19 protein-coding genes are annotated in these 21,319 nt (G+C 65.3%); 8 read left to right on the forward strand and 11 right to left on the reverse strand.

Going from position 1 to position 21,319, the window contains the following annotated elements; genetic code table 11:
• Positions 1-122: 122 nt before the first annotated feature.
• Complete coding sequence (locus AC07X6_RS06745; RefSeq protein ID WP_494790461.1) at positions 123-1,892, reverse strand: FAD-dependent oxidoreductase; 1,770 nt, start codon at positions 1,890-1,892, stop codon at positions 123-125.
• Positions 1,893-2,144: 252 nt separating this feature from the next.
• Here AC07X6_RS06745 and cysM point away from each other — a divergent pair, with 252 nt between their 5' ends.
• Complete coding sequence (gene cysM, locus AC07X6_RS06750) at positions 2,145-3,047, forward strand: cysteine synthase CysM (protein WP_035825682.1); 903 nt, start codon at positions 2,145-2,147, stop codon at positions 3,045-3,047.
• 102 nt (positions 3,048-3,149) lie between these two features.
• On the opposite strand, the gene AC07X6_RS06755 is transcribed toward cysM, so the two are convergent.
• The 5 genes from AC07X6_RS06755 to AC07X6_RS06775 all read right to left on the reverse strand — a co-directional run bounded on the left by AC07X6_RS06755 (position 3,150) and on the right by AC07X6_RS06775 (position 8,993).
• Complete coding sequence (locus tag AC07X6_RS06755) at positions 3,150-3,482, reverse strand: hypothetical protein (RefSeq protein WP_034751784.1); 333 nt, start codon at positions 3,480-3,482, stop codon at positions 3,150-3,152.
• Positions 3,483-3,920: 438 nt separating this feature from the next.
• Positions 3,921-5,066 (reverse strand): lytic murein transglycosylase B, encoded by a 1,146-nt coding sequence (gene mltB, locus AC07X6_RS06760; RefSeq protein WP_494790462.1) that lies wholly within the window; start codon positions 5,064-5,066, stop codon positions 3,921-3,923.
• Positions 5,067-5,074: 8 nt separating this feature from the next.
• Entirely contained in the window at positions 5,075-7,096 is a 2,022-nt protein-coding gene (locus tag AC07X6_RS06765; protein ID WP_494790463.1) for a transglutaminase TgpA family protein, read from the reverse strand.
• Positions 7,093-8,079 (reverse strand): DUF58 domain-containing protein, encoded by a 987-nt coding sequence (locus tag AC07X6_RS06770; RefSeq protein WP_494790464.1) that lies wholly within the window; start codon positions 8,077-8,079, stop codon positions 7,093-7,095. The genes AC07X6_RS06765 and AC07X6_RS06770 overlap by 4 nt, the downstream gene beginning before the upstream one ends.
• A 5-nt stretch (positions 8,080-8,084) precedes the next feature.
• Complete coding sequence (locus AC07X6_RS06775; protein ID WP_494790465.1) at positions 8,085-8,993, reverse strand: AAA family ATPase; 909 nt, start codon at positions 8,991-8,993, stop codon at positions 8,085-8,087.
• 226 nt (positions 8,994-9,219) lie between these two features.
• On the opposite strand from AC07X6_RS06775, the gene AC07X6_RS06780 reads away from it, so the two are divergent.
• Positions 9,220-10,146 carry a histone deacetylase family protein gene (locus tag AC07X6_RS06780; protein WP_230538480.1) on the forward strand — a complete coding sequence of 309 codons (927 nt, stop codon included), beginning with the start codon at positions 9,220-9,222 and terminating at the stop codon, positions 10,144-10,146.
• On the opposite strand, the gene AC07X6_RS06785 is transcribed toward AC07X6_RS06780, so the two are convergent.
• Positions 10,147-10,470 (reverse strand): BREX-1 system adenine-specific DNA-methyltransferase PglX, encoded by a 324-nt coding sequence (locus AC07X6_RS06785; RefSeq protein WP_230538479.1) that lies wholly within the window; start codon positions 10,468-10,470, stop codon positions 10,147-10,149. It abuts the gene before it with no gap.
• Positions 10,471-10,633: 163 nt separating this feature from the next.
• Positions 10,634-11,431, reverse strand: a complete 798-nt coding sequence (locus AC07X6_RS06790) for a hypothetical protein (protein WP_494790466.1) — start codon at positions 11,429-11,431, stop codon at positions 10,634-10,636.
• Between the two features lie 227 nt (positions 11,432-11,658).
• Between AC07X6_RS06790 and ylqF the strand changes: the two genes are divergently transcribed.
• Entirely contained in the window at positions 11,659-12,579 is a 921-nt protein-coding gene (ylqF, locus tag AC07X6_RS06795; protein WP_230538477.1) for a ribosome biogenesis GTPase YlqF, read from the forward strand.
• Positions 12,580-12,649: 70 nt separating this feature from the next.
• Here ylqF and AC07X6_RS06800 read toward each other — a convergent pair whose 3' ends face one another.
• A complete protein-coding gene (locus AC07X6_RS06800) occupies positions 12,650-13,453 on the reverse strand; it encodes a DODA-type extradiol aromatic ring-opening family dioxygenase (protein WP_494790467.1) in 804 nt (267 codons plus the stop codon).
• A gap of 112 nt (positions 13,454-13,565) precedes the next feature.
• Here AC07X6_RS06800 and AC07X6_RS06805 point away from each other — a divergent pair, with 112 nt between their 5' ends.
• On the forward strand, positions 13,566-14,456 hold the full coding sequence (locus AC07X6_RS06805; RefSeq protein ID WP_474295332.1) for a LysR family transcriptional regulator: 891 nt from the start codon (positions 13,566-13,568) through the stop codon (positions 14,454-14,456).
• Here the strand turns inward: AC07X6_RS06805 and AC07X6_RS06810 are convergent, their stop codons facing one another.
• Positions 14,457-15,341 (reverse strand): hypothetical protein, encoded by an 885-nt coding sequence (locus AC07X6_RS06810; RefSeq protein ID WP_230538474.1) that lies wholly within the window; start codon positions 15,339-15,341, stop codon positions 14,457-14,459.
• A complete protein-coding gene (locus tag AC07X6_RS06815) occupies positions 15,338-17,626 on the reverse strand; it encodes a M1 family metallopeptidase (RefSeq protein WP_494790468.1) in 2,289 nt (762 codons plus the stop codon). Before AC07X6_RS06815 ends, AC07X6_RS06810 begins: the two co-directional genes overlap by 4 nt.
• Before the next feature lie 245 nt (positions 17,627-17,871).
• On the opposite strand from AC07X6_RS06815, the gene AC07X6_RS06820 reads away from it, so the two are divergent.
• The 4 genes from AC07X6_RS06820 (at position 17,872) to AC07X6_RS06835 (ending at position 21,252) form a co-directional block, all read left to right on the forward strand.
• Entirely contained in the window at positions 17,872-19,422 is a 1,551-nt protein-coding gene (locus tag AC07X6_RS06820; protein WP_494790469.1) for a TonB-dependent receptor domain-containing protein, read from the forward strand.
• A 147-nt stretch (positions 19,423-19,569) separates the two neighbouring features.
• Positions 19,570-20,241 (forward strand): thiol:disulfide interchange protein DsbA/DsbL, encoded by a 672-nt coding sequence (locus AC07X6_RS06825; protein ID WP_494790470.1) that lies wholly within the window; start codon positions 19,570-19,572, stop codon positions 20,239-20,241.
• A gap of 12 nt (positions 20,242-20,253) precedes the next feature.
• On the forward strand, positions 20,254-20,478 hold the full coding sequence (locus AC07X6_RS06830; protein WP_494790471.1) for a hypothetical protein: 225 nt from the start codon (positions 20,254-20,256) through the stop codon (positions 20,476-20,478).
• An 81-nt stretch (positions 20,479-20,559) separates the two neighbouring features.
• On the forward strand, positions 20,560-21,252 hold the full coding sequence (locus AC07X6_RS06835; protein ID WP_494790472.1) for an SDR family NAD(P)-dependent oxidoreductase: 693 nt from the start codon (positions 20,560-20,562) through the stop codon (positions 21,250-21,252).
• Positions 21,253-21,319 lie beyond the last annotated feature (67 nt).

Genomic DNA, 21,319 nt, shown 5'->3' on the forward strand with positions numbered 1-21,319 from the left:
GGCGCACCGTCAGCGGGCCGCGGGCATGCTGCGGCGCGGGGAAAGCCTGGTGGTGTGGGGCATGCGGACTCTTTCAGCTGGATGGCGAGAGCCGATTGTAGCAGTTTCTATAACGCACGATTTCAGGCCGAGCCCGCCGGCAGCCGTGCCAGGAAGCCGTGAATCTGGGAAACGACGGCCGCGCCTTCGCCGACGGCGGCGGCCACGCGCTTGGTCGAACCGGCCCGCACGTCGCCGATGGCGAACACGCCCGGCACGCTCGTTTCCAGCGCGGCCCGCTCGGGCAGGTCGGGAGGCGGCTCGGTCAACAGCGCAGCGTGGCCGTGGGCGCGGCATTCGGCGCGCGTGACGTCGAAGCCCGTGCGGATAAAACCCTGTTCATCGACGGCCACGGCGCAGTCGTGCAGCCAGTCCGTGTTCGGATCGGCGCCCACGAACAGGAACACGCGGCGCACGGCGCAATCGCACTCTGTGCCCGTCTGGTTGTTGCGCCAGCGCACCTCCGTCAAGCCATCGTCGTCGCCTTCGAGGGCGATGATTTCCGTGTGCGTGTGCAAGGTGATGTTGGGCGTGGCGGCGATGCGCTCGATCAAATAGCTCGACATGCTGGCCGCCAGCCCTTCGCCGCGGATCACCATGTGGACCTTGGCGGCGTGGCCGGAGAGGAACACGGCCGCCTGGCCGGCCGAATTGCCGCCGCCGACCAGGATGATCTCTTCCTGCCGGCACAGCTTGGCTTCGATGGGTGAGGCCCAGTAATACACGCCCCGTCCCTCATACGTTTTCAGGTTGGCCAGCGAGGGGCGGCGGTAGCGCGCGCCGCACGACAGCACCACCGTGCGGGCGCGCACCTGCGTGCCGTCGCACAAGTTGACGCGCAGCGGCCAGGTGTCGCACAGCAGGCTGGCGGCGCTGGCCGGGGTGGCGATTTCGACGCCGAACTTTTGCGCCTGCACATAGGCACGTCCCGCCAGCGCCCGGCCGGAGATACCGGTGGGAAACCCCAGGTAATTTTCGATGCGCGCGCTGGCACCCGCCTGGCCGCCATACGCGCGCTGTTCCAGCGCCAGAACCGACAAGCCTTCGGAGGCCGCATACACGGCCGTGGCCAGGCCGGCGGGACCGGCGCCCACCACCAGCACGTCGAAAATCTTGTCGCCCGACAAATCGGGCAGCATGCCCAGGCAGCGTCCCAGTTCCGCATTGCCGGGATTTTTCATGATCTTGCCATCAGGACAGACCACCAGCGGCCAATCCTGCGGCGTCGGCTGGTAGCGCTGGGCCAGCGCGGCGGCGGCCGCATCGGTGGCCGGGTCGAGCACCGTGTGCGGATGGCCATTGCTCGACAGAAAGCTTTGCAGGTGGAACAGATTGCCATTGCCGCGCGGGCCCACCAGCACGGGGCCGCCGGAATTCGATTCGATCAGCGCCACGCGGCGCAGGATCAGGGCGCGCACGATGCGTTCGCCCATCTCCGCCTCGGCGACGATCAGCGCGCGCAAGGATTCCGAACTGATGTCGAGCAATTCCACCTCGCCCACGGCGCTGCCGTTGACGAGGGTGGGGCGGCCGGACAATTGCGCCACCTCGGCAATGAAATGGCCGACGCCCACTTCGCGCAGCACGGACGCCTGCCCCAGCACTTCGTGGCGCTTGATGCTGACGCGTCCGGACAGTATCACCAGCATGCCGAAGCTGCTGCTGCCCGCCTCGAACAGCGTCTCGCCATCGGCAAAGCGCTGCCGCGTGCCATAGCGCTGCAAGCGCTGCAGTTCGGGCGCATTGAAGACGGGCGAGATCTGGTGGCTGCGGCCCTGCAAGTCGAGCGTGGCGAACTGGACGGGATCGTCCTGCGTCGTTTCGGGAATGAATTCGGGGGTGCTGCTGGCCATGGCGAGTCCGTTCGGAGGCTGAATAAGCAAATAACAAAAATAACTAACAGTGGCGAGTCTAGCGCATGCGGCGCGCGCCCGCCGCAATACCCCCTGCGCATGCCCGGAAATGGCGGCGCGGCAGGCGCCATGCGGCATGCGGCGGCATGCGCGCACGCGCACGCGAACCCGGATGCCTCCGCCGATCAGCGATACGCTGCCCAGCATCTCATATTAGAATGGGTCTTTGTTGAAATTACTCAAACAGACACGATGGCTTACAAGACACTTGAAGATACGATAGGCAATACCCCGCTGGTGCAGCTGACGCGCTTGCCGGGCGCCGATGCGCTTGCGCGCAACAACGTCATCCTGGGCAAGCTGGAAGGCAACAATCCGGCCGGCTCCGTGAAGGACCGCGCGGCCATGTCCATGCTCAAGCGCGCTGAAGAGCGCGGCGTCATCAAGCCGGGCGATACCCTGATCGAGGCGACCAGCGGCAATACGGGCATCGCCCTGGCCATGGCCGCCGCCTTGCGCGGCTACAAGATGCTGCTCTTGATGCCCGATAACCTCAGCGTGGAGCGCCGCCAGAGCATGGCCGCCTACGGCGCCGACATTTTATTGACGCCGAAGACGGGCGGCATGGAATATGCGCGCGACCTGGCCGAGCAGATGCAGAAGGATGGCCGCGGCGTTATCCTCGACCAGTTCGCCAACGAAGACAATTCGCGCGCCCACTATGAGAGCACGGGACCGGAAATCTGGCGCGATACCAACGGCCAGGTCACGCATTTTGTCAGCGCCATGGGCACGACGGGCACCATCATGGGCGTGTCGCGCTATTTGAAAGAACAGAATCCCGCCATCCAGATCATCGGCGCCCAGCCCGAGGAAGGTTCGCAGATTCCCGGCATCCGCAAATGGCCGGAAGCCTATTTGCCGAAAATCTACGACAAGTCGCGCGTGGACCAGGTGGAATACGTGAGCCAGGGCGTGGCCGAGCGCATGGCGCGCAGCCTGGCGGCGGAAGAGGGCTTGTTTTGCGGCATCTCGGCAGCCGGCGCCTGCGAAATCGCGCTGCGCATCTCGCAAACGGTGGAAAACGCGACCATCGTATTCGTCGTGTGCGACCGCGGCGACCGCTATTTGTCGACCGGTGTTTTCCCTGCGTAACGGCTGAAGTCATGAAACTGATGTTGGCCAGGACGGCCTGAGAACTGCTGAAAACTACCCCCTCCCCACGGCGGGGAGGGAAAACCTGCGAAACTGGCAGGATCAGCCTTGTGGCGTTTCGCCTTCTTTTGGCTTGAATTGTTTGTCGCTGATGCGGAATTTGTTACGACGGTCACCCATCAGGTAACGCAGGTCGCGGATGCTCAGGTCGCTGACTTCGTGCATGCGGATCAACAGCGATGCGCCGACCGGCAGGCGGTGGTGACGGATTTTGCTGATGACCGGTGGCGCTACTTCCAGCGCGCGGGACAAGGCTGCGTCGTTTTTCAGGCGCAGGTTTTCGATCAGGGTATCGAGCAATCTGTTTGGGTTGTATTGAAGCAGATCGTCGGAGTCCGAATCGCTGTTCATATCAATGCCGACTTGGTTTGTCATGATGTTATTGTTCCTTCTGTAGTTGCACTGCAAAGTAAAAAACACTCGGAGCTCGCTCTTGCTGCGTTCATGTTCATTCTTTACTAAAAGGAACGAATTCACACACGGTACGATCCGGGATACAGTTTTTCATGATATATACACAATTGTACAACAGGATTCAATTTCAGACCGGAAAGCCTGCTAATCTTGCTTTGTACAGAATCGGTGTTGTCTGGTTGCAACACCTATTTATTCTTTATTATGCTCCATGATAGAACAAAAATTGTACTTTGACAAAAGTTAAGTATAAAACCATTTCCGTATTCCGTGCCGCACAAAGGCTGGCGAGCGAGGCTGGCACATGTTATCGGCCCTACCATAGTCTTGTTTGGTGGCCGCTTCAACATCCCTTACGCTTTCTTACAAGTAATATTATAACTTTACACTGACTTTCGGTTAGCGTGCGCGCACTTGGCTGATGGCCTTGCCCAGGTCAATGACTGACATGGCATAAAAATAACTTCTGTTGTACTGAGTTATAGCAAAGAAGTTATTGGTTGCCAAGTGATACTCAGTTGCTTCTGAACCATTTTGTAAGTCGATCAAGCCGAACAGCATGTTCTGGGGCGTGGCCGCGACGGTGCTCACGCCCGCTTCCTGCAATTCCCCCAGCCGGTACTTGGCCTGCAAGCCCTGGCCGATGAATTTTTCCCAGGCGCGGCTGGCCGAGACGGTGACAGGATAGGTGCTGATGGCCGGATCGTCGCGCCGCCAGCCGTGTTCGACGAGGAAATGCGCGACGCTGCCGATGGCGTCGGCCGTGGAATTGCGCAGGTCGATATGACTATCGCCATCGAAGTCCACCGCATATTTCATGATGCTGCTAGGCATGAACTGCGGCAGGCCGATGGCGCCCGCATACGAGCCGAGCAGGGTCAGTGGATCGATGCCATCCTTGCGCGCGTACAGCAGCGCGTTTTCCAGTTCTCCCTTGAAAAATTCCATGCGTGCGGCCCGCGTCGGGCTTTCCGGATAGGAAAACGCCAGGGTGGTCAGCGCGTCGAGCACGCGGAAGCGGCCCGTATTGCGTCCGTACACGGTTTCCACGCCGATGATGCCGACGATGATCTCGGCCGGCACGCCATATTCACGCTCGGCGCGCGCGAGCGCTTCCGCGTTCTCTTCCCAGAATTTCACGCCCGCATTGATGCGCACCGGCTCGATGAAGCGCGCGCTGTACGCTTGCCAGTTCTTCGGCTTGCCCGGCGGCGCCGGTTTCATCAGCTGCACGGTCGACTCGACATAGCGCACCTTGCCGATCAGGGTATCGAGTCCGGCGCGGTCAAAGCCATGCTTGGCAGACATCTCGTCGAGGAAGGCGCGGACTTCTTTCCAGTTGGCATAGTCGACAAATTCGCCTTCGAAGTCGAATTTTGCCGGTGCTTTTTTGGCTGCGACCTTGGCGGGCGGGGCCTTGGCCGCGCGCACGGCACGGGCGCGGTCGGCGGCGGAAATATGGCTGTTTTCGCCGGCGTGCGCGGTGGCCAGGCACAGGGGAAGGGAGAGGAGCAGGGACAGGGCGGAGGTTTTGATCGGTAACAAGGAGCGTCTCATCGGCATTGGGTTAACAGGCGGCGCAAGCTGCGCCGCGCGCGGAGTTGTTCGTCTGGGTTGGCATTACCATACTTCATCGCGGCATAGATTGCCAGAAACTGTGCGATGGCGGCGTGCGCCTCGGGTGTGGCCTTGCCTGCGGCCAGCCGGGCAGCATAACCGTGCGGGCCTTCATGCGGCGCACGGCTGTGGCCGCGCCGCGCCTGCTGGCGGCAAAACTGCGCGTACAGGGCGTCGAGCGGATCGCCTTGCCGGGCCTGGCGCCACCAGACCAGTGCGCCGGCCACGGCGGACAGCAGGGCCAGCACGGCGCAAGCCAGTGCCAGTGTCTTCGCCGGCAAGTTTTTCAAGCCATCGAGCATGGCGCGCTGGCGCTGCGGCGTGGTGTCGAGCACCCAGCTGCTCCAGGCTTGCTCGGCCTGCTGCCATTGCTGGCGCCAGGCAGCAAGCGCCCCGTGCGCGCCGCCATCGAGGCCGGCCAGTGCGCGCCACGCCGTCAACGGCGACGGTGCCGGCGGCAGGGCGGCGTCCAGGTTGCGCTCGGTGCGCAGGGGTGCGACGGCGCCCGTGGGATCGATGCGCACCCAGCCCCGGCCCGCCAGCCACACTTCGCTCCAGGCGTGGGCATCGGACTGGCGCACCGTCAGGCTGGCACCGTCACTGTTGCGTGCGCCGCCCTGGTAACCGGTGACGACGCGCGCGGGTATGCCCATGGCGCGCATCAGCACGACGAAGCTGCCCGCGTAATGTTCGCAAAAGCCCGCCTGCGTCGTAAACAGGAAGTCGTCGACGCCATGCTTGCCCAGCAGCGGCGGCTGCAGGGTGTAGCGGAAGGGCGCGCGGCGGAAGTGCTCCAGCACGGCGGTGATGGCGTCGGCGGGCGCCAGCATCTGCGCGCCGCTGCCGCGCAGGGCGCGTGCCCAGGCCACGCTGCGCGGATTGCTGCCGGCGGGCAAGGCCAGCCAGGGTTGCTGCTGGGTCAAAGACAAGCCGGCCTGCAGCTGGTAGCGGGAGTGGGAACTGACGCGGTAACGCACGGTCGAAGTAATAGGCTGTATGGTCAGCACTTCCAGCGCGGACGACACGACGTAGGGATTGCCGGGCAAGCGTTCGATGCTGCGGGGCACGTCGAGCGCGAAGATGCGCCGCTGGCCGCTTGCCTGCAAGGTCACCTCATATTGGCTGGGCCGGCCTTCCAGCGCGATGTCGATGCGGCTGTCGCCGGCAGGCGCGCGCCCTTTCGCGCCCCGGCGCGTCCAGGTGGCGCCGTCGTAGTCGCCCAGCACCACGCCGCGCCAATACAGCTGCTCTTGCGGCGGGAGCGGGGTGGAAAAGCGGGCAGTGAAGACGGGTTCGCCAGACAGGGCCAGCGAGGCGATGGCGCCCGGTTGCATGCTGTCGGACAAGCCCGTGCGCGCCTGCGTGCCCTCGTGCGGCGCGCCCCACAGGGGGCCGTCGATGCGCGGCACGGCAAGAAACATCAGGGCCGCCAGGGGAAGGGCCAGCGCCAGCATGCGTCCCAGCAAACTTAATCTTTGCGCCAGGCGAGGCTGCAGCGTGCCGTACTGGGCCGACAGCAGGCCGGCCAGCAAGACGAGGACGGTAGCCAGCATCCAGACGGCGCTGAGGATGCCTTGCGCATGGAAGAAGTTCGCCAGCAGGAGGAAAAAACTGAGGAAGACGAAGACGAAGATATCGCGCCGGCCATGCATTTCCAGCGATTTCAAGGCCAGCAGCAGGGCCAGCATGGCTACGCCGGGATCGCGTCCCAGCACGCTGCCATAGCTGGCGTACACGCCGGCGATGCCCAGCAAGGCCAGCGGCGCGAGCAGCGTGAGCGGCGGCTGGCGCCGGCCCCGCACGGTAATGATGGCGCGCCACAGCAGCAGCGCGGCGGCGGCCACCGACAGCCACGCAGGCAGGTGCAGCGCGTGCGGCGCCAGCACCATGGCGGCGGCCAGCAACAGCAGCAGCATGTCGGCCTTGTCGCGCGGCAAGCTGTTAAACCAGCGGATCATGGTGACTCCTTGCTGGGAGGTAAGTCATGCAGGGCCAGCGCGCGCAGGCAGGCGTCGCGCTGGCTGAGGCCCAGGCCCGGCGCCACGGTCAGCGCGCCCAGGCGCAAGCCATAGGGCTGGCCGTCCCGCTCCGCTGCCAGCACCCAGGCGGCCAGGCGAGACAAACGCGCTTCCGGCGCCAGCGCGTGCAGGGCGGCGTGCTCAAGCATGATGCTGCCAGGGGCTGCGCCCGCCTGCGCGTCGGTGGCAGGCTGGAATTGTTTGCTGAATAAATGCTCGCCGTCATGGCGGGCGATGTGGCGCCAGGCCAGGCGGTGCAAGGGATCGCCTGGCTGGTAGGCGCGCACGCCAGCCAGCTCCAGGGCGCCGCCGGACGTGCGCGGCGGTTGTGCTTGTTGCACCTGCCGCACCGTGCCGGCAGGCAAGGGCAGTGGCGGCGCGTTGTGCTCGGGCTGCGGATACACGAGCACGCGCGCCTCCGGCTGCCAGTGGCACCAGGCAACAAACAGGCCCAGCGGAAAACGGCCGGACAGGCGCACGGGAGGAGCAGCGAGCCATCCCCGTTGCTGCGCCGCTACGCCGATGCTGACGGCCGTTTCGCCATGGGCGGCGATGTCGGCCAGGCTGGGCGCTGCCGGCGAGCCGAACGCGGCCAGGTGGATCGCATGGCGCGGGCGTGTGCTGCGGTTGATCAGGCGCAAGGTGAACAGGGCATGGCTGCCCGTGAAGACGGGCTTGCCGGGCGTGGCGGCCAAGGCCAGGCCCGCCAGGTTGCGGCTTGTAAACAGCATGTCGGCGATGGTGCAGGCGGCCGCGAAGTACGTCAGGGCGTAGCCCAGGCCCAGGCCGTAGTTGACGGCGGCGATCCACAGCGCCAGCAGCAGCACCGCAAAGGCGAGGCCCGCGCGCGAGGGGCGGATGTGCACGCGCTGCGCGCCCAGCCAGGGGCGTGCCGGCAGCCAGGAAACATTGCGCCAGCGCATGCCGGTCAGACGGGGATGTTCAAGAGCATGTGCTGCAGCAGGGCGCGGCTATCCGAGGCTCCTTGCGCGCCATGCAGGCGGTGGGCGCAGACGGGCAGCAGCACGGCTTGCACATCGTCGGGCGTGACGTGGTCGCGTCCGGCCAGGGCGGCCCAGGCGCGCGCCGCCTGCAGCAGGGCCAGCGCGGCGCGCGGACTGAGGCCATCGGCAAACACGCCCGGCACGCGGGTGGCATGCACGAGGGCCAGCACGTAGTCGACCACGGCAGGCGAAGCGTGGATGGCGCGCAAGCCCGCCTGCGCCTGCAGCAATTCTTCCGCGTTCATGACGGCTGGCAAGGTTTGCAGCATGGCGCGGCGGTCGGCGCCCAGCAGCAGTTCCCGTTCGGCGGCCGCATCCGGGTAGCCCAGGGTGACGCACATGAGAAAACGGTCGAGCTGCGATTCGGGCAGGGGGAAGGTGCCCAGCTGGTGTGCGCAGTTTTGCGTGGCGATGACGAAAAACGGCTGCGGCAGCGCGCGCGTGACGCCGTCGAGCGTCACTTGCCGCTCTTCCATCGCTTCGAGCAAGCCCGATTGGGTCTTCGGCGTGGCGCGGTTGATCTCGTCGGCCAGCAGCACCTGGGTAAACAGGGGGCCTGGATGAAAAATGAAACTGGCGCTGCCCCGGTCATACACGCTCATGCCGGCCACGTCGGCCGGCAGCAGGTCGCTGGTAAATTGCTGGCGTTTCCATTGCAGGCCCAGCGAGATGGCCAGCGCATGCGCCAGCGTCGTCTTGCCCACGCCGGGCACGTCTTCGATCAGCAGGTGGCCGCCCGCCAGCACGCAGGCGAGGGTCTGGCGGATCTGTAACTGTTTGCCGACGAGAACTTCGCCGATCTGCTGTGCGGCCTGGTGTATTTTCGAAAACATGCTATTTCTATCACAGTACGATGGATTATTTAATTTACAATCGCTTTGGCCAGGTCAAAGCGCGCTGCCCGCCCGTTGCGCGCTCGTGGTAGATTAGAGAGGCAGCAAGGACGGCCAGGGCGGCACAGACCAGCCAGTGATTTTATGCGAGAACGCGCAGGGCGAACAGGAATGCCATGCAGTGTTCCCGGAGAATGGATAGAGACAGAGGTAACCAGTACAGCGCATGAGCACAGCCATTTATACCCATCCCGATTGCCAGCGCCACGAAATGGGCGACTGGCATCCCGAATCGCCGGCCCGCTTGCAGGCCATCAACGATCAATTGATCCTCGCGCACATCAGCGACCTGGTCGAGCACCGCGACGGCGTGCGCGCGCAATTGTCCGATATCGAGCGCAACCACAGCGCCACGGCCATCGGCCTGGTGCGCGACAACGTGCCGCCGGCGGGCGATTACTATCCGCTCGACGGCGACACCCTGCTCAACGCGCACAGCTACGAGGCGGCGCTGGCCGCCGCTGGCTCGGCCGTGGCCGCCACGGATGCCGTCATCGATGGCGAGATCAGCAACGCCTTTTGCGCGATCCGCCCGCCCGGCCACCATGCGCGGCCCAGCGAACCCATGGGTTTTTGCCTGTTCAACAATATCGCCATCGCCGCCAAGCATGCGCTCGACGTGCGCGGGCTTGAACGGGTCGCCATCGTCGACTTTGACGTACATCACGGCAATGGCACGGCCGAATCCGTGGCGAACGACCCGCGCATCCTGATGGTGAGTTTTTTCCAGCACCCGTTCTATCCGTACAGCGACGTGGAATCGTATACGGATACGCGCGTCAACGTGCCCGTGCCGGCCCGCTCGAAAGGCGATGCCGTGCGCCAGCTGGTGCTCGATCACTGGCTGCCCGCGCTGCACCGGCAGCAGCCGCAGATGATTTTCATTTCCGCCGGTTTCGATGCCCACCGTGAAGACGACGTGGGCGGCATGGGCCTGGTGGAGGCCGACTACACGTGGATGACGCAGCAGATGATGGCCGTGGCCCATCAGTATGGCAAGGGGCGCATCGTCAGCTGTCTCGAAGGGGGCTACAACCTGTCGTCGCTGGGCCGCAGCGTGGCGGCGCACGTGAAGGCGCTGGCGGAACTCTGACTACAGCAGGGTGGGGCGGCTGCGGGAATTGGTGTGGCGGTGCGTCTGGTAGTCGAGCGCATCGCCGGCCATGAAGCGGCGCCAGGCTTGCGTGTAGACGAGCGATGATTTCTCCGCATCGAAGCTGTCGAGCTGCAGCATGTCGCGGTGGTGCTTGATTTCATTGACCAATTGGTCATACAGCATTTGCAAGCCATAACTGTCCGCGCTCTGGCGTTTCAGGCGCTCTTCCAGCTGCGCCACTTGCCCCTGCAACTGCCGGCATTCCCTCTTCCAGTCATTGCGCGGCGGGCGCTTGGGCGCCATGCCAGTGTGTTCCATCATCATATCGACCTATCCCCATCGCGTATCTCCCTGCACCTGGCGGAGCCAGCCTGGAAATAATTGCTTTTCATTTAAGAGGCGATATTAGAGCACACTTTTTTATTACTCTCAGTAAATATAAAAATCCTTGTGGAAATACTTGACCTGGCTTCCCAGGCGCGCATCACTGGCGCTGCGCTGCCTTCAACGGCGCTGCCGGGGCGGCTCCGGCCATTTTTCCGTCGTCGGCATAGGTCAGGGTCAGCAGGGTATTGTCGTCCCAGGTCACGTCATGCAGCGGCGGCACGAAGCGCTGGCGGTCTTGCGTGACGCGGATGTCCAGCGTGCGCTCGCCCGAGCGCGCCTGCACGGCCAGCAGCTTGCGCAGCACGGGAAACGGTACGTGGATCAGCGACGAGTGGCACGGTCCGCCCGCCAGGCGGAACAGGTTGCGCCGGACGAAGGGGAGCTGGTCCTGTTCGACGGCCCAGCGGATTTCGCATTCCAGGCGCAAGTCGCCCAGGCGGCGCACGTTCGCGGGCAGTCCTGGCGTATGGATGTCGGCGCGCCAGCGCAGGGTGTCGCGCTTCTTGTTGCTGACCAGGTCGGCATTCGCATCGTAGGCCGTCTTGTCGCGCGTCAAGGTGAAGCTGCCGTCCGCCGCCAGGGGCACGGGGATGGACAGGTTGTCGGCCGACAGGTGCAAGGTCACGCCATCGAGCCGGGCCTGGGGCGTGGCGGGAACCAGCATGAAGCGCAGCGGCGCGTCCGGCGCCAGGCGCTGGTGGTCGGCATACGCGTCGAGTCCCTTGAGCATGGTGCGGTAGGGGCGCAGGTCGGGATCGCGCGTGCCTTGCACGTCGACGATCTGCTGCATTTCCTGGCTCACCGGGTCCCCGGGCGCCGCCGCTTGTTCCTGGGCCATGGCGGGCAGCAGGCCGGCGCTAAGGGAGACGAGGAGGCAAAAACGGGAAAAGTGCATGGAAGGCGTGCCAGGTTAAGCTTGCAATGGTGAACCGGCCAGGCTGGACGGACTGCGGATATTATCATTCATGTAACTGCCAAATTATCACCAATTGTCTCGTTCGTGTCGCACAGCTGGCGCTGGCGGCGGAAAATGGGACGTCGTGGCGGCAACCACGTAAAATAGCGGATTGACCGAACGATTTTGAAAGCAAGAGCATGGCGATACAATGGTACCCAGGACACATGAACGCGGCCCGCAAGAAAGCGGCCGAGACCATGGAAAACACCGATCTGGTGATTGAAGTGGTGGACGCGCGCCTGCCGGCAGCCAGCTGCAATCCCATGGTGGACGAGCTGCGCCTGTTCCGCCAGCGCCCTTGCCTGAAGATCCTCAACAAGACTGACCTGGCCGATCCTGCCGCGACAGCCGCCTGGGTGGCCTATTTCAATGCCCAGGAAGGCGTGACCGCGTATGCGATGACGACCAAGAAGCCGGGCGACGTGGCGCGCATCCCTGACCTGGCGAAATCGCTGGCGCCGCACCGCGGCGTGCCGACGAAGCCGCTGCGCATCATGATCATGGGCATCCCCAACGTGGGCAAGTCGACCCTGATGAACGCGCTGCTGAAAAAGCGCGTGGCCAAGGTGGGCGACGAGCCGGCCGTGACCAAAATGCAGCAAAAGCTGTACCTGGACAAGAACACGATTCTGGTCGACACGCCCGGCATGTTGTGGCCAAAGATCGCCATCCCCAGCGATGGCCTGATGCTGGCGGCCAGCCACGCCATCGGCTCGAATGCGCTGATCGAAGAGGAAGTGGCCGTGTTCCTGGCCGAGGAATTGCTCAAGCGCTACCCGGACTTGCTGGCCGCCCGCTACGGCACCAAGGTCGATGAAGTCGACGCCATCGGCGTGGTCGAGGGCATCGCCGCCAGGCGCGGTTTCCGCATCAAGGGCGGCGACTACGATTTCGAGAAAGCGTCGCACACCTTGTTGCTCGACTACCGCAGCGGCATCCTCGGGCGTATCTCCTTGGAAACGCCGGATACGCGCGCCGCCCTGCTGGCCCAGCACGCGGCCGAGATGGCGGAAAAAGCGGCCAAGGCAGCGGAGCTTGCCGCCGAGAAGGCGAAGAATGCGGCGCGCGGCAAGCGCGGCACGTAAGTTACCGCTTCACCATGCAAAAAGCGCCGCGACAGCAATGTTGCGGCGCTTTTTTTCATGCGCTATCCGATTATCCGAATTTGAAACTGCTCACCGCCAGCGCCCCAAAGAAATCCTCCTCGTGGTACACCACGTGCGCCGCTTCCTGCTCGGCCGCGCCGAGCGCCACCATCAGCGGCAGCAGGTGGTCTTCCTGCGGATGGGCCTGGCGCGCTCCCGGGGCCCGGTCCCAGGCCAGCAATTGCTCCAGCCTTTGTTCTGGCGGCAAGGCCATGGCCTGGCGCAGCCAGGCGTCGAACTGGTGCGAGGCGGCGGCGCCCGCCTGGCCGAACTGGCGCAGGTTGTGGTAACTGAGGCCGCTGCCCAGTATCAGCACGCCTTGCCGGCGCAGGCCCGCCAGCGCGCGGCCCACTTCGACGTGCGTCAGCGGGTCGTAGCCGTGCTTGAGCGACAGTTGCACCAGCGGCATGTCCGCCTGCGGGTAGATGGGGAACAGGGCGCTGAAGGTGCCATGGTCGAAACCGCGCTCGTGGTCCAGGCGCGCCGGGTGGCCGGCCGCATCGAGCAACTGTTTTACCTGCACCGCCAGCTCCGGCGCGCCCGGCGCCGGGTACTGGATCTGGTACGTGTGCGGCGGAAAGCCCGAGTAATCGTAGATCATGCCGGGCTTGGGGCTGGCCGAGACGAGAAACTGCGGCCCTTCCCAGTGCGCCGTCACCACCAGCACGGCCTTGGGACGCGCGCCGATCTGGCGCGGGATATCCTGCAACGATGCTTCGAGCACGTCGTAGCGGCCGCCGAACTGGTCTTTCATGAACGGCCACGGGCCGCCGCCGTGCGACAGGAAATACGTGGGGAAGGTGTGCTCTTGCATGGCGGCTCCTGGTGGGAATGGCTGATGCTGTCGATGATAGTCATGCGCGGTCAGTTGATCAAGATCGCAATTATTGATATATCATTTCCATTTTGTTGATGATGGGATGCTCATGGATACCTTGCGCAGCATGCGCGTGTTTCGCGCCGTGGTGGAGCTGGACAGTTTCGTGCGGGCCAGCGAGCGCCTGGACCTGTCGCCGGCCATGGTCAGCAAGCACGTGATGCACCTGGAGCGCCACCTGGGCGCGCGTTTGCTGAACCGCAGCAGCCGCCACCTGAGCCTGACGGAAATCGGCAAGGTGTATTTTGAACAGTGCCGCGACATGCTCGACAATCTCGACGAGGTGGAAGCGACGGTCGGCCGCACGACGGTGGTGCCGCGCGGCATGCTGCGCCTGAGCGCCCCCGTCTGGTTCGCCAACGCCATCTTTACGCGCACGCTGGCCGCCTACCGCGAGCGCTTCCCGGAAGTGACTTTTGACGTCGACCTCAGCGGAAGAGTCGTCAACCTGGTGGAAGAGGGCTTCGACCTGGCCCTGCGCGTGAGTCAGGCGCCGTCGCCGAGCCTGATCGCGCGGCCCATCGGCAGCATCGCCTTTCATTTGGTGGCCGCGCCCGCCTACTTGGCGCGCGCGGGCCATCCGCACGTGCCGCAGGACCTGGCGCAACACGCCATGATCAGCTATTCCTTGTTGTCAAACGGAAATGAACTGGCTTTCGACGGGGAGCAGGGGCGCGAGACGGTGAAGTTCTCGCCCGTGCTGCAATGCAATAACGAAAGCTTGCTGCACGCGGCCGCGCTCGACGGCATGGGCATTGCCCTGCTGCCCTCGTGGCAAACGGATGCGGACCTGGCGGCAGGGCGGCTAGTGCGCCTCTTCGACGGCTACCAGCTGGCGGGCGGCAAGGTGTACGCCGTGTACACGAGCCGCCGCTACCTGTCGTCGAAAGTGCGCACCTTCATCGACTTCCTCGCCGATGAAGGGCGCCTGGGGGCCTGACTAGGCGATTGAACGCTTGACGTCGATCAAGGCGAACAGGCGCGCGCTGCGCATCCACGCCAGCACCAGCACCGCCAGCTGCGTCGCCAGGAAGCCGGCCACGAGGGCCAGCGGACCGGGGGCGGCCAGGTTCAGCCGGGCCACGCCCAGCAGCGCATACAGGGCCAGTCCCAGCACGGTGATGACGAGGTAGATGGCCAGGCTGGCCAGCGGACGCCGGCGCAGCATGCCGAGGCCCCGCCACCAGGCCTTGACGGCCGACGTGCGGCGACGGTCGACGGCCAGCGCCGCGCGGCCCGCGTCGAGCGTGGCGCAGGCCAGCAGGAACAGCACGCCCGTGAGCAGCAAGGCCAGGTGGCGGGCCAGGTCGGCGTCCGCTTCCAGGATGGCCTTGGCCGCGTGCTTGTCTGCCAGTTTCAGCGCGCCGGCGCCGATCGCCAGCGCCACGCCCAGCGGCACGATACTCCACAGCAGCATGCGCAGCATGCGGCCGTATTCGCCGAAGGCGCCCGTCAGCAGGGGGCCGAAGCCCAGCGCCGCAGGCGCGCGCGCGGCCGTCACCACCAGACCGCTCAGCAGCGGCGACAGCAGCAAGGCCAGGATGGCGCCGGTGATGGCGGCCTGGTTGATGGCGGCGCCGTTGCGTGCCGCATTGGCGACCAGGTCGGCCAGGGTCGACATGTCGAGCTGGTGCGCCAGGGCCGCCGCATGCACGGCCTGGTCGAGGCTGGCGCTCAGGGTGCGCCACAGGGGAAAGACGGCAAGGATGGCGGGGATCAGCAGCAAGCCCGCCCACAGCAGCAGCAAGCGCCATTGCAGGGCGGCGCGGCTGGCGCGCGTGGTCAGGGTCAGGCCGCTGGCCCGTGTCGTGGAAGTGGCGCTCATACGATGGCAATCAGGGAAAGGAGGTATTGGAAGGCGGCGGCCAGGTCGAAGCTCCAGCGCCGCGCGGCCGAGGCATCGGCTTTCAGGGTGCGGCTGTCATCGAGCTTGTTGACGTCGAGGTAGTGCACGCGGTCGGGATCGAGTTCGGCCGAGACGGCCTTCACGGGCTTGCTCCAGGTGTAGCGCTGCCACAGCTGCTCGTTGTCCCATACCACGCGTTCGGACGTGCCGTCGGCGAACTTCACCAGCAGTACCTGCGGCACGGACGCGCCGCGGCGGCGCAAGACCACGCTGGTCAGATACGGATACGGTCCCGTGCCGGGCTTGGCGTCCGGATGCGCCTTGTCCCACGCCTCGCGCACCTTTTCCTCCTCCTTTTCCAGCGCCTCGGCCGTGTGTTCCACGCGCTTGCCGTTCACCAGCGCCGTGCCGGCCAGCGGCGTCTGCTCTTCGCTGGTGAAGCTGCCGATGCGGTCGTCGATATTCGCGCTGGCATAGACTTGCTGCGCGAAGACCTGTTCCACGATGCGCCGCTGGCCCGTCGCCTCGGCCAGCGCTTCGCGCAGGTCGGCCACGCTCGGGTGGCGGAATTTCCACTGTTCATAATAGGCCTTGAAACCCCGTTCCATGGCCTCGCTGCCGATGCGCGCTTCCAGGTCGCGCATGGTGACGGCCGTGCGGCTGTAGACGGGGCCCACGCCCTGCAGGCGGTTCCACGCATTCTGGCCCAGCGGGTCGGCCGCATCCTGGCGCGGTGCGGCCATGCGCTCGAATTCGAAGACCTTGAAGGCGGGATCGAAGCCCAGGCGCTTGAGCAGGGGCGTGGTGGCGTGGATGTCCTGGCCGCGCGCGCGCAGCATGCGCTGGTCCCAGTACTCGTTCAAGCCTTCGTCGAGGATCGGTTCCTCGAACTCGTTCGAGGCCAGGATGCCGTAGAAATAGCCATGCCCGAATTCATGGATGGTGACGAAGTCGAGGCCGAATTCTGCCGCCGTCTTCGGCTGCAGGCTGGCGTAGCTGGACGCCGTGATGAAGGTCGGGTATTCCATGCCGCCCGCTTCGGCCGCATTAAACGGCGGAATCACCACCGTCAGGGTCTTGTACGGATACGGGCCCAGAGTGCGCGAGAAATACGTGAGCGAATCCTTGGCCGCCTGCAGCGCGGGCGCCGCGTTGGAGGCGTATTCGGGCGGGTACAGCACTTTGATGGCCACCGGCGGGCTGCCTGGGCCGCTCCAGCTGCCCAGCAGGGGCTGGGCGCTGCGCTTGTCGGCCGTCCAGGCGAAATCGTGCACGTCGCCCTGCACGTAGTGATGCGTGAGCATGCCGTTCTTTTCCTGCGGCGCGCCCTGCAGTTCGCCCGTGGCGCCCACCGTGTACTCCTTGGGCACGGTCAGTTTCACGTCGTAGTGGCCGAAATCGGCGTAGAACTCCGAATTGAGGTGGAATTCATGCGCGTTCCAGCGCGGCGCGGTGGCGCCCCGTTCGCCGGGCAGTTCCAGCACGGCGATTTTCGGGAACCACTGGCCCACCAGGTGGAAGCTGCCGAAATAGCCGGTGCGCGCGATGACGCGCGGCAGCTGGTCGAAGAAGCGGATGTCGAGCGTCGTCTCGGCGCCCGGCGCGACGGCCTGCGGCAAGTCGACGCGCACCACGGTGCGGTCGGTGGCCGGGCCGTTGTCCGGCTGGACGAAATGCCAGGGCGCCTTTGCACCGTTCTGCGTCATGCTGCGCAGTTCGATGTAGCCCCACTCGCCGTCGCGCGTGTCGACGCCCGAGCGGAAGCCCGTGTCGAGCTTGCGCTTTTCGGTGAAGAAGGTCGAATGTTCGCCTTCGAATGCGTTCAGATACAGGTGCAGGTAGACGCTGCTGACGGCTTGCGCGCTGCGGTTGCGCCAGCGCAACTTTTGCTGGCCATCGATGGTGTGCTTGACGGGATCGAGCGTCGCTTCGATCTGGTAGTCGACCACGCGGTCCGACAGGGTCGCTTGCGCGCCCGTGCGCGCGCCGCCCCACGCATTGCTGGCGCTGGGCGTGCCGACGGCCGACGCGTGCGGCGACGCCAGGGCGATGCCGTCGGCCGATGGCGCCAGCGGCACGGGCGCGCCGGCAGGCTTGCCCTGGCCCGGCTGGGCGAACAGGTCGGCCTGCAGGGCCAGGCCGGCCAGCAGCAGGGCGGCGATGGAGAGGGCTTTGAACTTGCCCAAGATGGGGAAAAAACCAATGCTGCGGCGCGTGCCGCGGGGACTTGGCGGCCCCTGGCGCGTTGTGCTACGACTTTCCATGCGTGACTCCCACAGTGACTTCTTATTGTTGATTTTTAAATGCAGTCGGCTGCGCCCGGGATTGCCGGGTGCACCTTAATATACCTACAAAAATGCCAAATCACCAATAAAATATTGGCATAAGGAAAGTACCAGCGGGCTGGTGCTTGCGGCGCCGTGCGCCGTGGGTATAATGATTCGCTTTTGCCATCCCTCCGTCCCTCTGCCGAGCGTCCGCGCCCCGGCAGCGCACCCAGCTTTCCGCCATGATGCCTGTCCCTCCCGCCCTGACCATCGCCACGCGCACCTTGCTGCTGTGCGCCCTGGCCATGCCGGCGTGCGCGCAGGATGGCGTGGATGGCGGCGCGGCCGGCGTCACGCATGGCGACTTGTCCGCCGAACTGGCGCAGGGCGGCCAGCACAGCGTGCGCGGCGCGCTGTCGCGCGAGCAGGACGGCATGACGCTCGACGTGGCCATCGACGGGCTACGCAACGGCAATTACCGCGATGGCAGCGTGTTTCACCAGCGCGGCTTCAACGGCGGCGCGGAATGGAAGCTGCGCCAGGGCCGCATCGGCTTCAGCGCCGACCAGCTGAACCAGGACACCCGCTATCCCGCGCCCGAGGCGCCGTTCCTGGCCTTGCTGGCGGCCCGCCCGGAAGACCTGTACCGCTATGAGGTGCGGCGCGCCAGCGCCTTCGTGCAGCGCTATGTGGGCAGTTTCGAGCTGGGCGTGGAGTTGTCGCAGCGGGAAAAGCGCGCCACGGCCCGCTATGCAGGCGAGGACGGCAGCAGCGAATCGCGCTACAGCAGCCGCCGCCGGCAACTGGCGCCCCGTCTGCGCCATTACGGCAAGGTGGGCGGCGTGGGCACGGATACGGAAGTGGGCCTGGACCTGATGCAGTGGCAGCGGCGCTCGGACCGCGCGGCGCCGGGCCGCGATGGCGACGGGCAGCGCCGCCAGTACTCGCGCGCGCTGCTGCTGCGCGAAGAGCTGGCCTTCGGCGGCGCGTATGCGCCGCGACTGCTGCTGGGGCTGCGGCATGAACAGTTCCAGCTCGATCCGGCCGACATGCCCGCCGGCGGCAGCGACTGGGAAAACCAGAATGCCTGGGATTTGCAGGGCAGCCTGCAGCTGCGCCCGCAACTGAGCGTGTACGCCAAGGCCGCGCGCAGCTACCGCATCGACGACGATGGCTATACCCGCGCCGGCTACCGCCCCCTGGCGGGACAGCTGCGGCGCGAAACGGAAGTGGGCGCCACCTTCGGCGACGCGGCGCGCAGCGCTTCCGTGCGCCTGTTCAGCGAGCGCCTGAGCAACCAGATCGTCTTCGACCAGAGCCTGGGCCAGCTGGGCTTTGCGGGCAACCTCGAGCCCTCGCGCCGCGCCGGCATCGCCATCGAGGCCGGCCTGGCGCTGGCGCGCGACTGGCGCCTCGACGCTCAGCTGCGCCAGGTGCATGCGCGCTATGACGATTACGCCTACGACGGCCCGGACATCGCCCTCGTGCCGAAAACCCTGGCCAGCCTGCGCCTGTACTGGACGGGGCAGGCCGGCGCCAGTGCCGACGTGGGCGTGCAATGGCTGCGCGCCCTGCGCTATGGTCCGGATTTCGCCAACAGCTGCCTGGCGCAGGTGCCCGCGTTTGCCACCGTGGACGGGCGCTATGCGCGCAAGCTGGGTGCCTGGGAGCTGGAACTGGCCGGCAGCAACCTGGCCAACCGCCGCCATTACGGCGATGCGCCGGGCTGCCGCTCCAGCATTTACCTCAACGATGCGCGCCAGTTGCGCGTGTCGGCGCGCTACCATTTCTGAGGCAGACGCGCGGCGGCGCTTAAGAGCGGCTTAATCGGGCGCAAACGGAGCGCGTAAAAGCGCCTTTTTTCCACCCGGGCTTCAATGGCCGGCGCAAAAAGTGGTAATCTCGCCCCGTTCACGACCACTTTATGATGAAGGATTATTATGCGTTTTCTGCGTTTCTTGCGTCCCCTGCTTGCCGCCGTCACCCTGGTGGCGGCCACCGGCGGCGCCATGGCGGCCGATACCGGCTTTACCACGCTCCCGACCCCAGTGCGCACGGACACGGGCAAGAAGGTGGAAGTGGTGGAGTACTTCATGTATTCCTGCCCGCATTGCTACGCGCTCGATCCGCTGATGCACGACTGGGTCAAGAAGCAGGGCGACAAGATCGCCTTCCGCCGCATCCACCTGGCCTTCTCCGGCCCGAAAGACCCGCAGGCGCACGCCTATGCCACGCTGGAAGCGATGGGCCAGCTGGACCAGTTCCACGACAAGATCTTCCGCGCCATCCACGTCGAGCGCAACCGCCTGAACCGCGATGACGCCATCCTCGACCTGCTGGTCAAGAACGGCATCGACAAGGCGAAATACCTGGACATGTTCAACTCGTTCGGCGTGCAGACCAAGCTGAAACGCAACGAACAATTGATTACCGCCAGCAAGATCGACAGCGCGCCGACCATCGTCATCGATGGCCGTTTCGTCACGTCGCCGGCGCAATTGTCGCGTCCGGGCCAGTCCGAGCCGCAAACCCAGGCGGCGACCTTGCGCGTGATGGATGAACTGGTGGCGCGCGTGCTGAAAGAGCGCGCCCCGGCGCCAGCCAGGAAGTAAGCGGAGAACGTCATGAAACAGCTGCCCTGGACCCTGTGCGCACTGGCTCTGGCCCTCGTGGCGTGGCTGGCGATCGCCGTCGTCAGCGTGGAAAACCAGCGCAATGCGCTGGTGACCAAGGCTTGCGTGGACCCCGCGTTCAAGAACGAGGCCGACGCGAAATGCCTGGCGTCCGTGCACACGCGCGAACACTGGTGGCAGCATCTGACTTATGCCATGACGCACTTTAGAAATTGAATGCGCCTGCCAGAAAAACCCGCCTTGCGCGGGTTTTTTTTCGTCCGCGTATGATGATGTGACAACCACCAAGGAGGGACGATGAAGGAAGTGATCCTGATTACCGGCAGCAGCCGCGGCATCGGCGCGGCGACGGCGCTGCTGGCGGCGCGCCAGGGCTATGCCGTGTGCGTCAACTATGTGCGCGATGCGCAGGCGGCAGAAGCGCTGTGCGCGCGCATCGTGGCCGAGGGCGGCGAAGCGATTGCCGTGCAGGCCGACGTCAGCGACGAGGCCGACGTGGCGCGCCTGTTTGCCGAGATCGATGCGCGCCTGGGCACGCTCACGGCGCTGGTCAACAATGTGGGCGTGCTGGAGCAGAAATGCCGGCTGGCCGACATTTCCGTGCAGCGCCTGGAGCGCGTGCTGCGCACCAACGTGATCAGTTACTTTTTGTGCTGCCAGCAGGCCGTGCGGCGCATGTCGACGGCGAACGGCGGGCAGGGCGGGCGCATCGTGAACGTCTCGTCGGTGGCCGCGCGCATCGGTTCCCCGGGCGAATACATCGATTACGCCGCTTCCAAGGGCGCCGTCGATACCCTGACCCTCGGGCTGGCGCAGGAAGTGGCGGCCGAAGGCATCCGCGTCAACGGCGTGCGGCCCGGCATCATCTATACGGACATCCACGCGTCTGGCGGCCAGCCGGAAGAAATCGCCGGCGCCATCCTCTACCTGCTGGGGCCGGGCGCCACGTATGTGACGGGCAGCATCCTCGACGTGGCCGGCGGGCGCTGATTTTCAACGCATTTTCAACTTATTTTCAACTGCTGCAAGCAATTGATTCAAACGCTGGGCCAATTAT

Source organism: Janthinobacterium sp. GW460-12-1-14-LB5 (assembly GCF_059423585.1).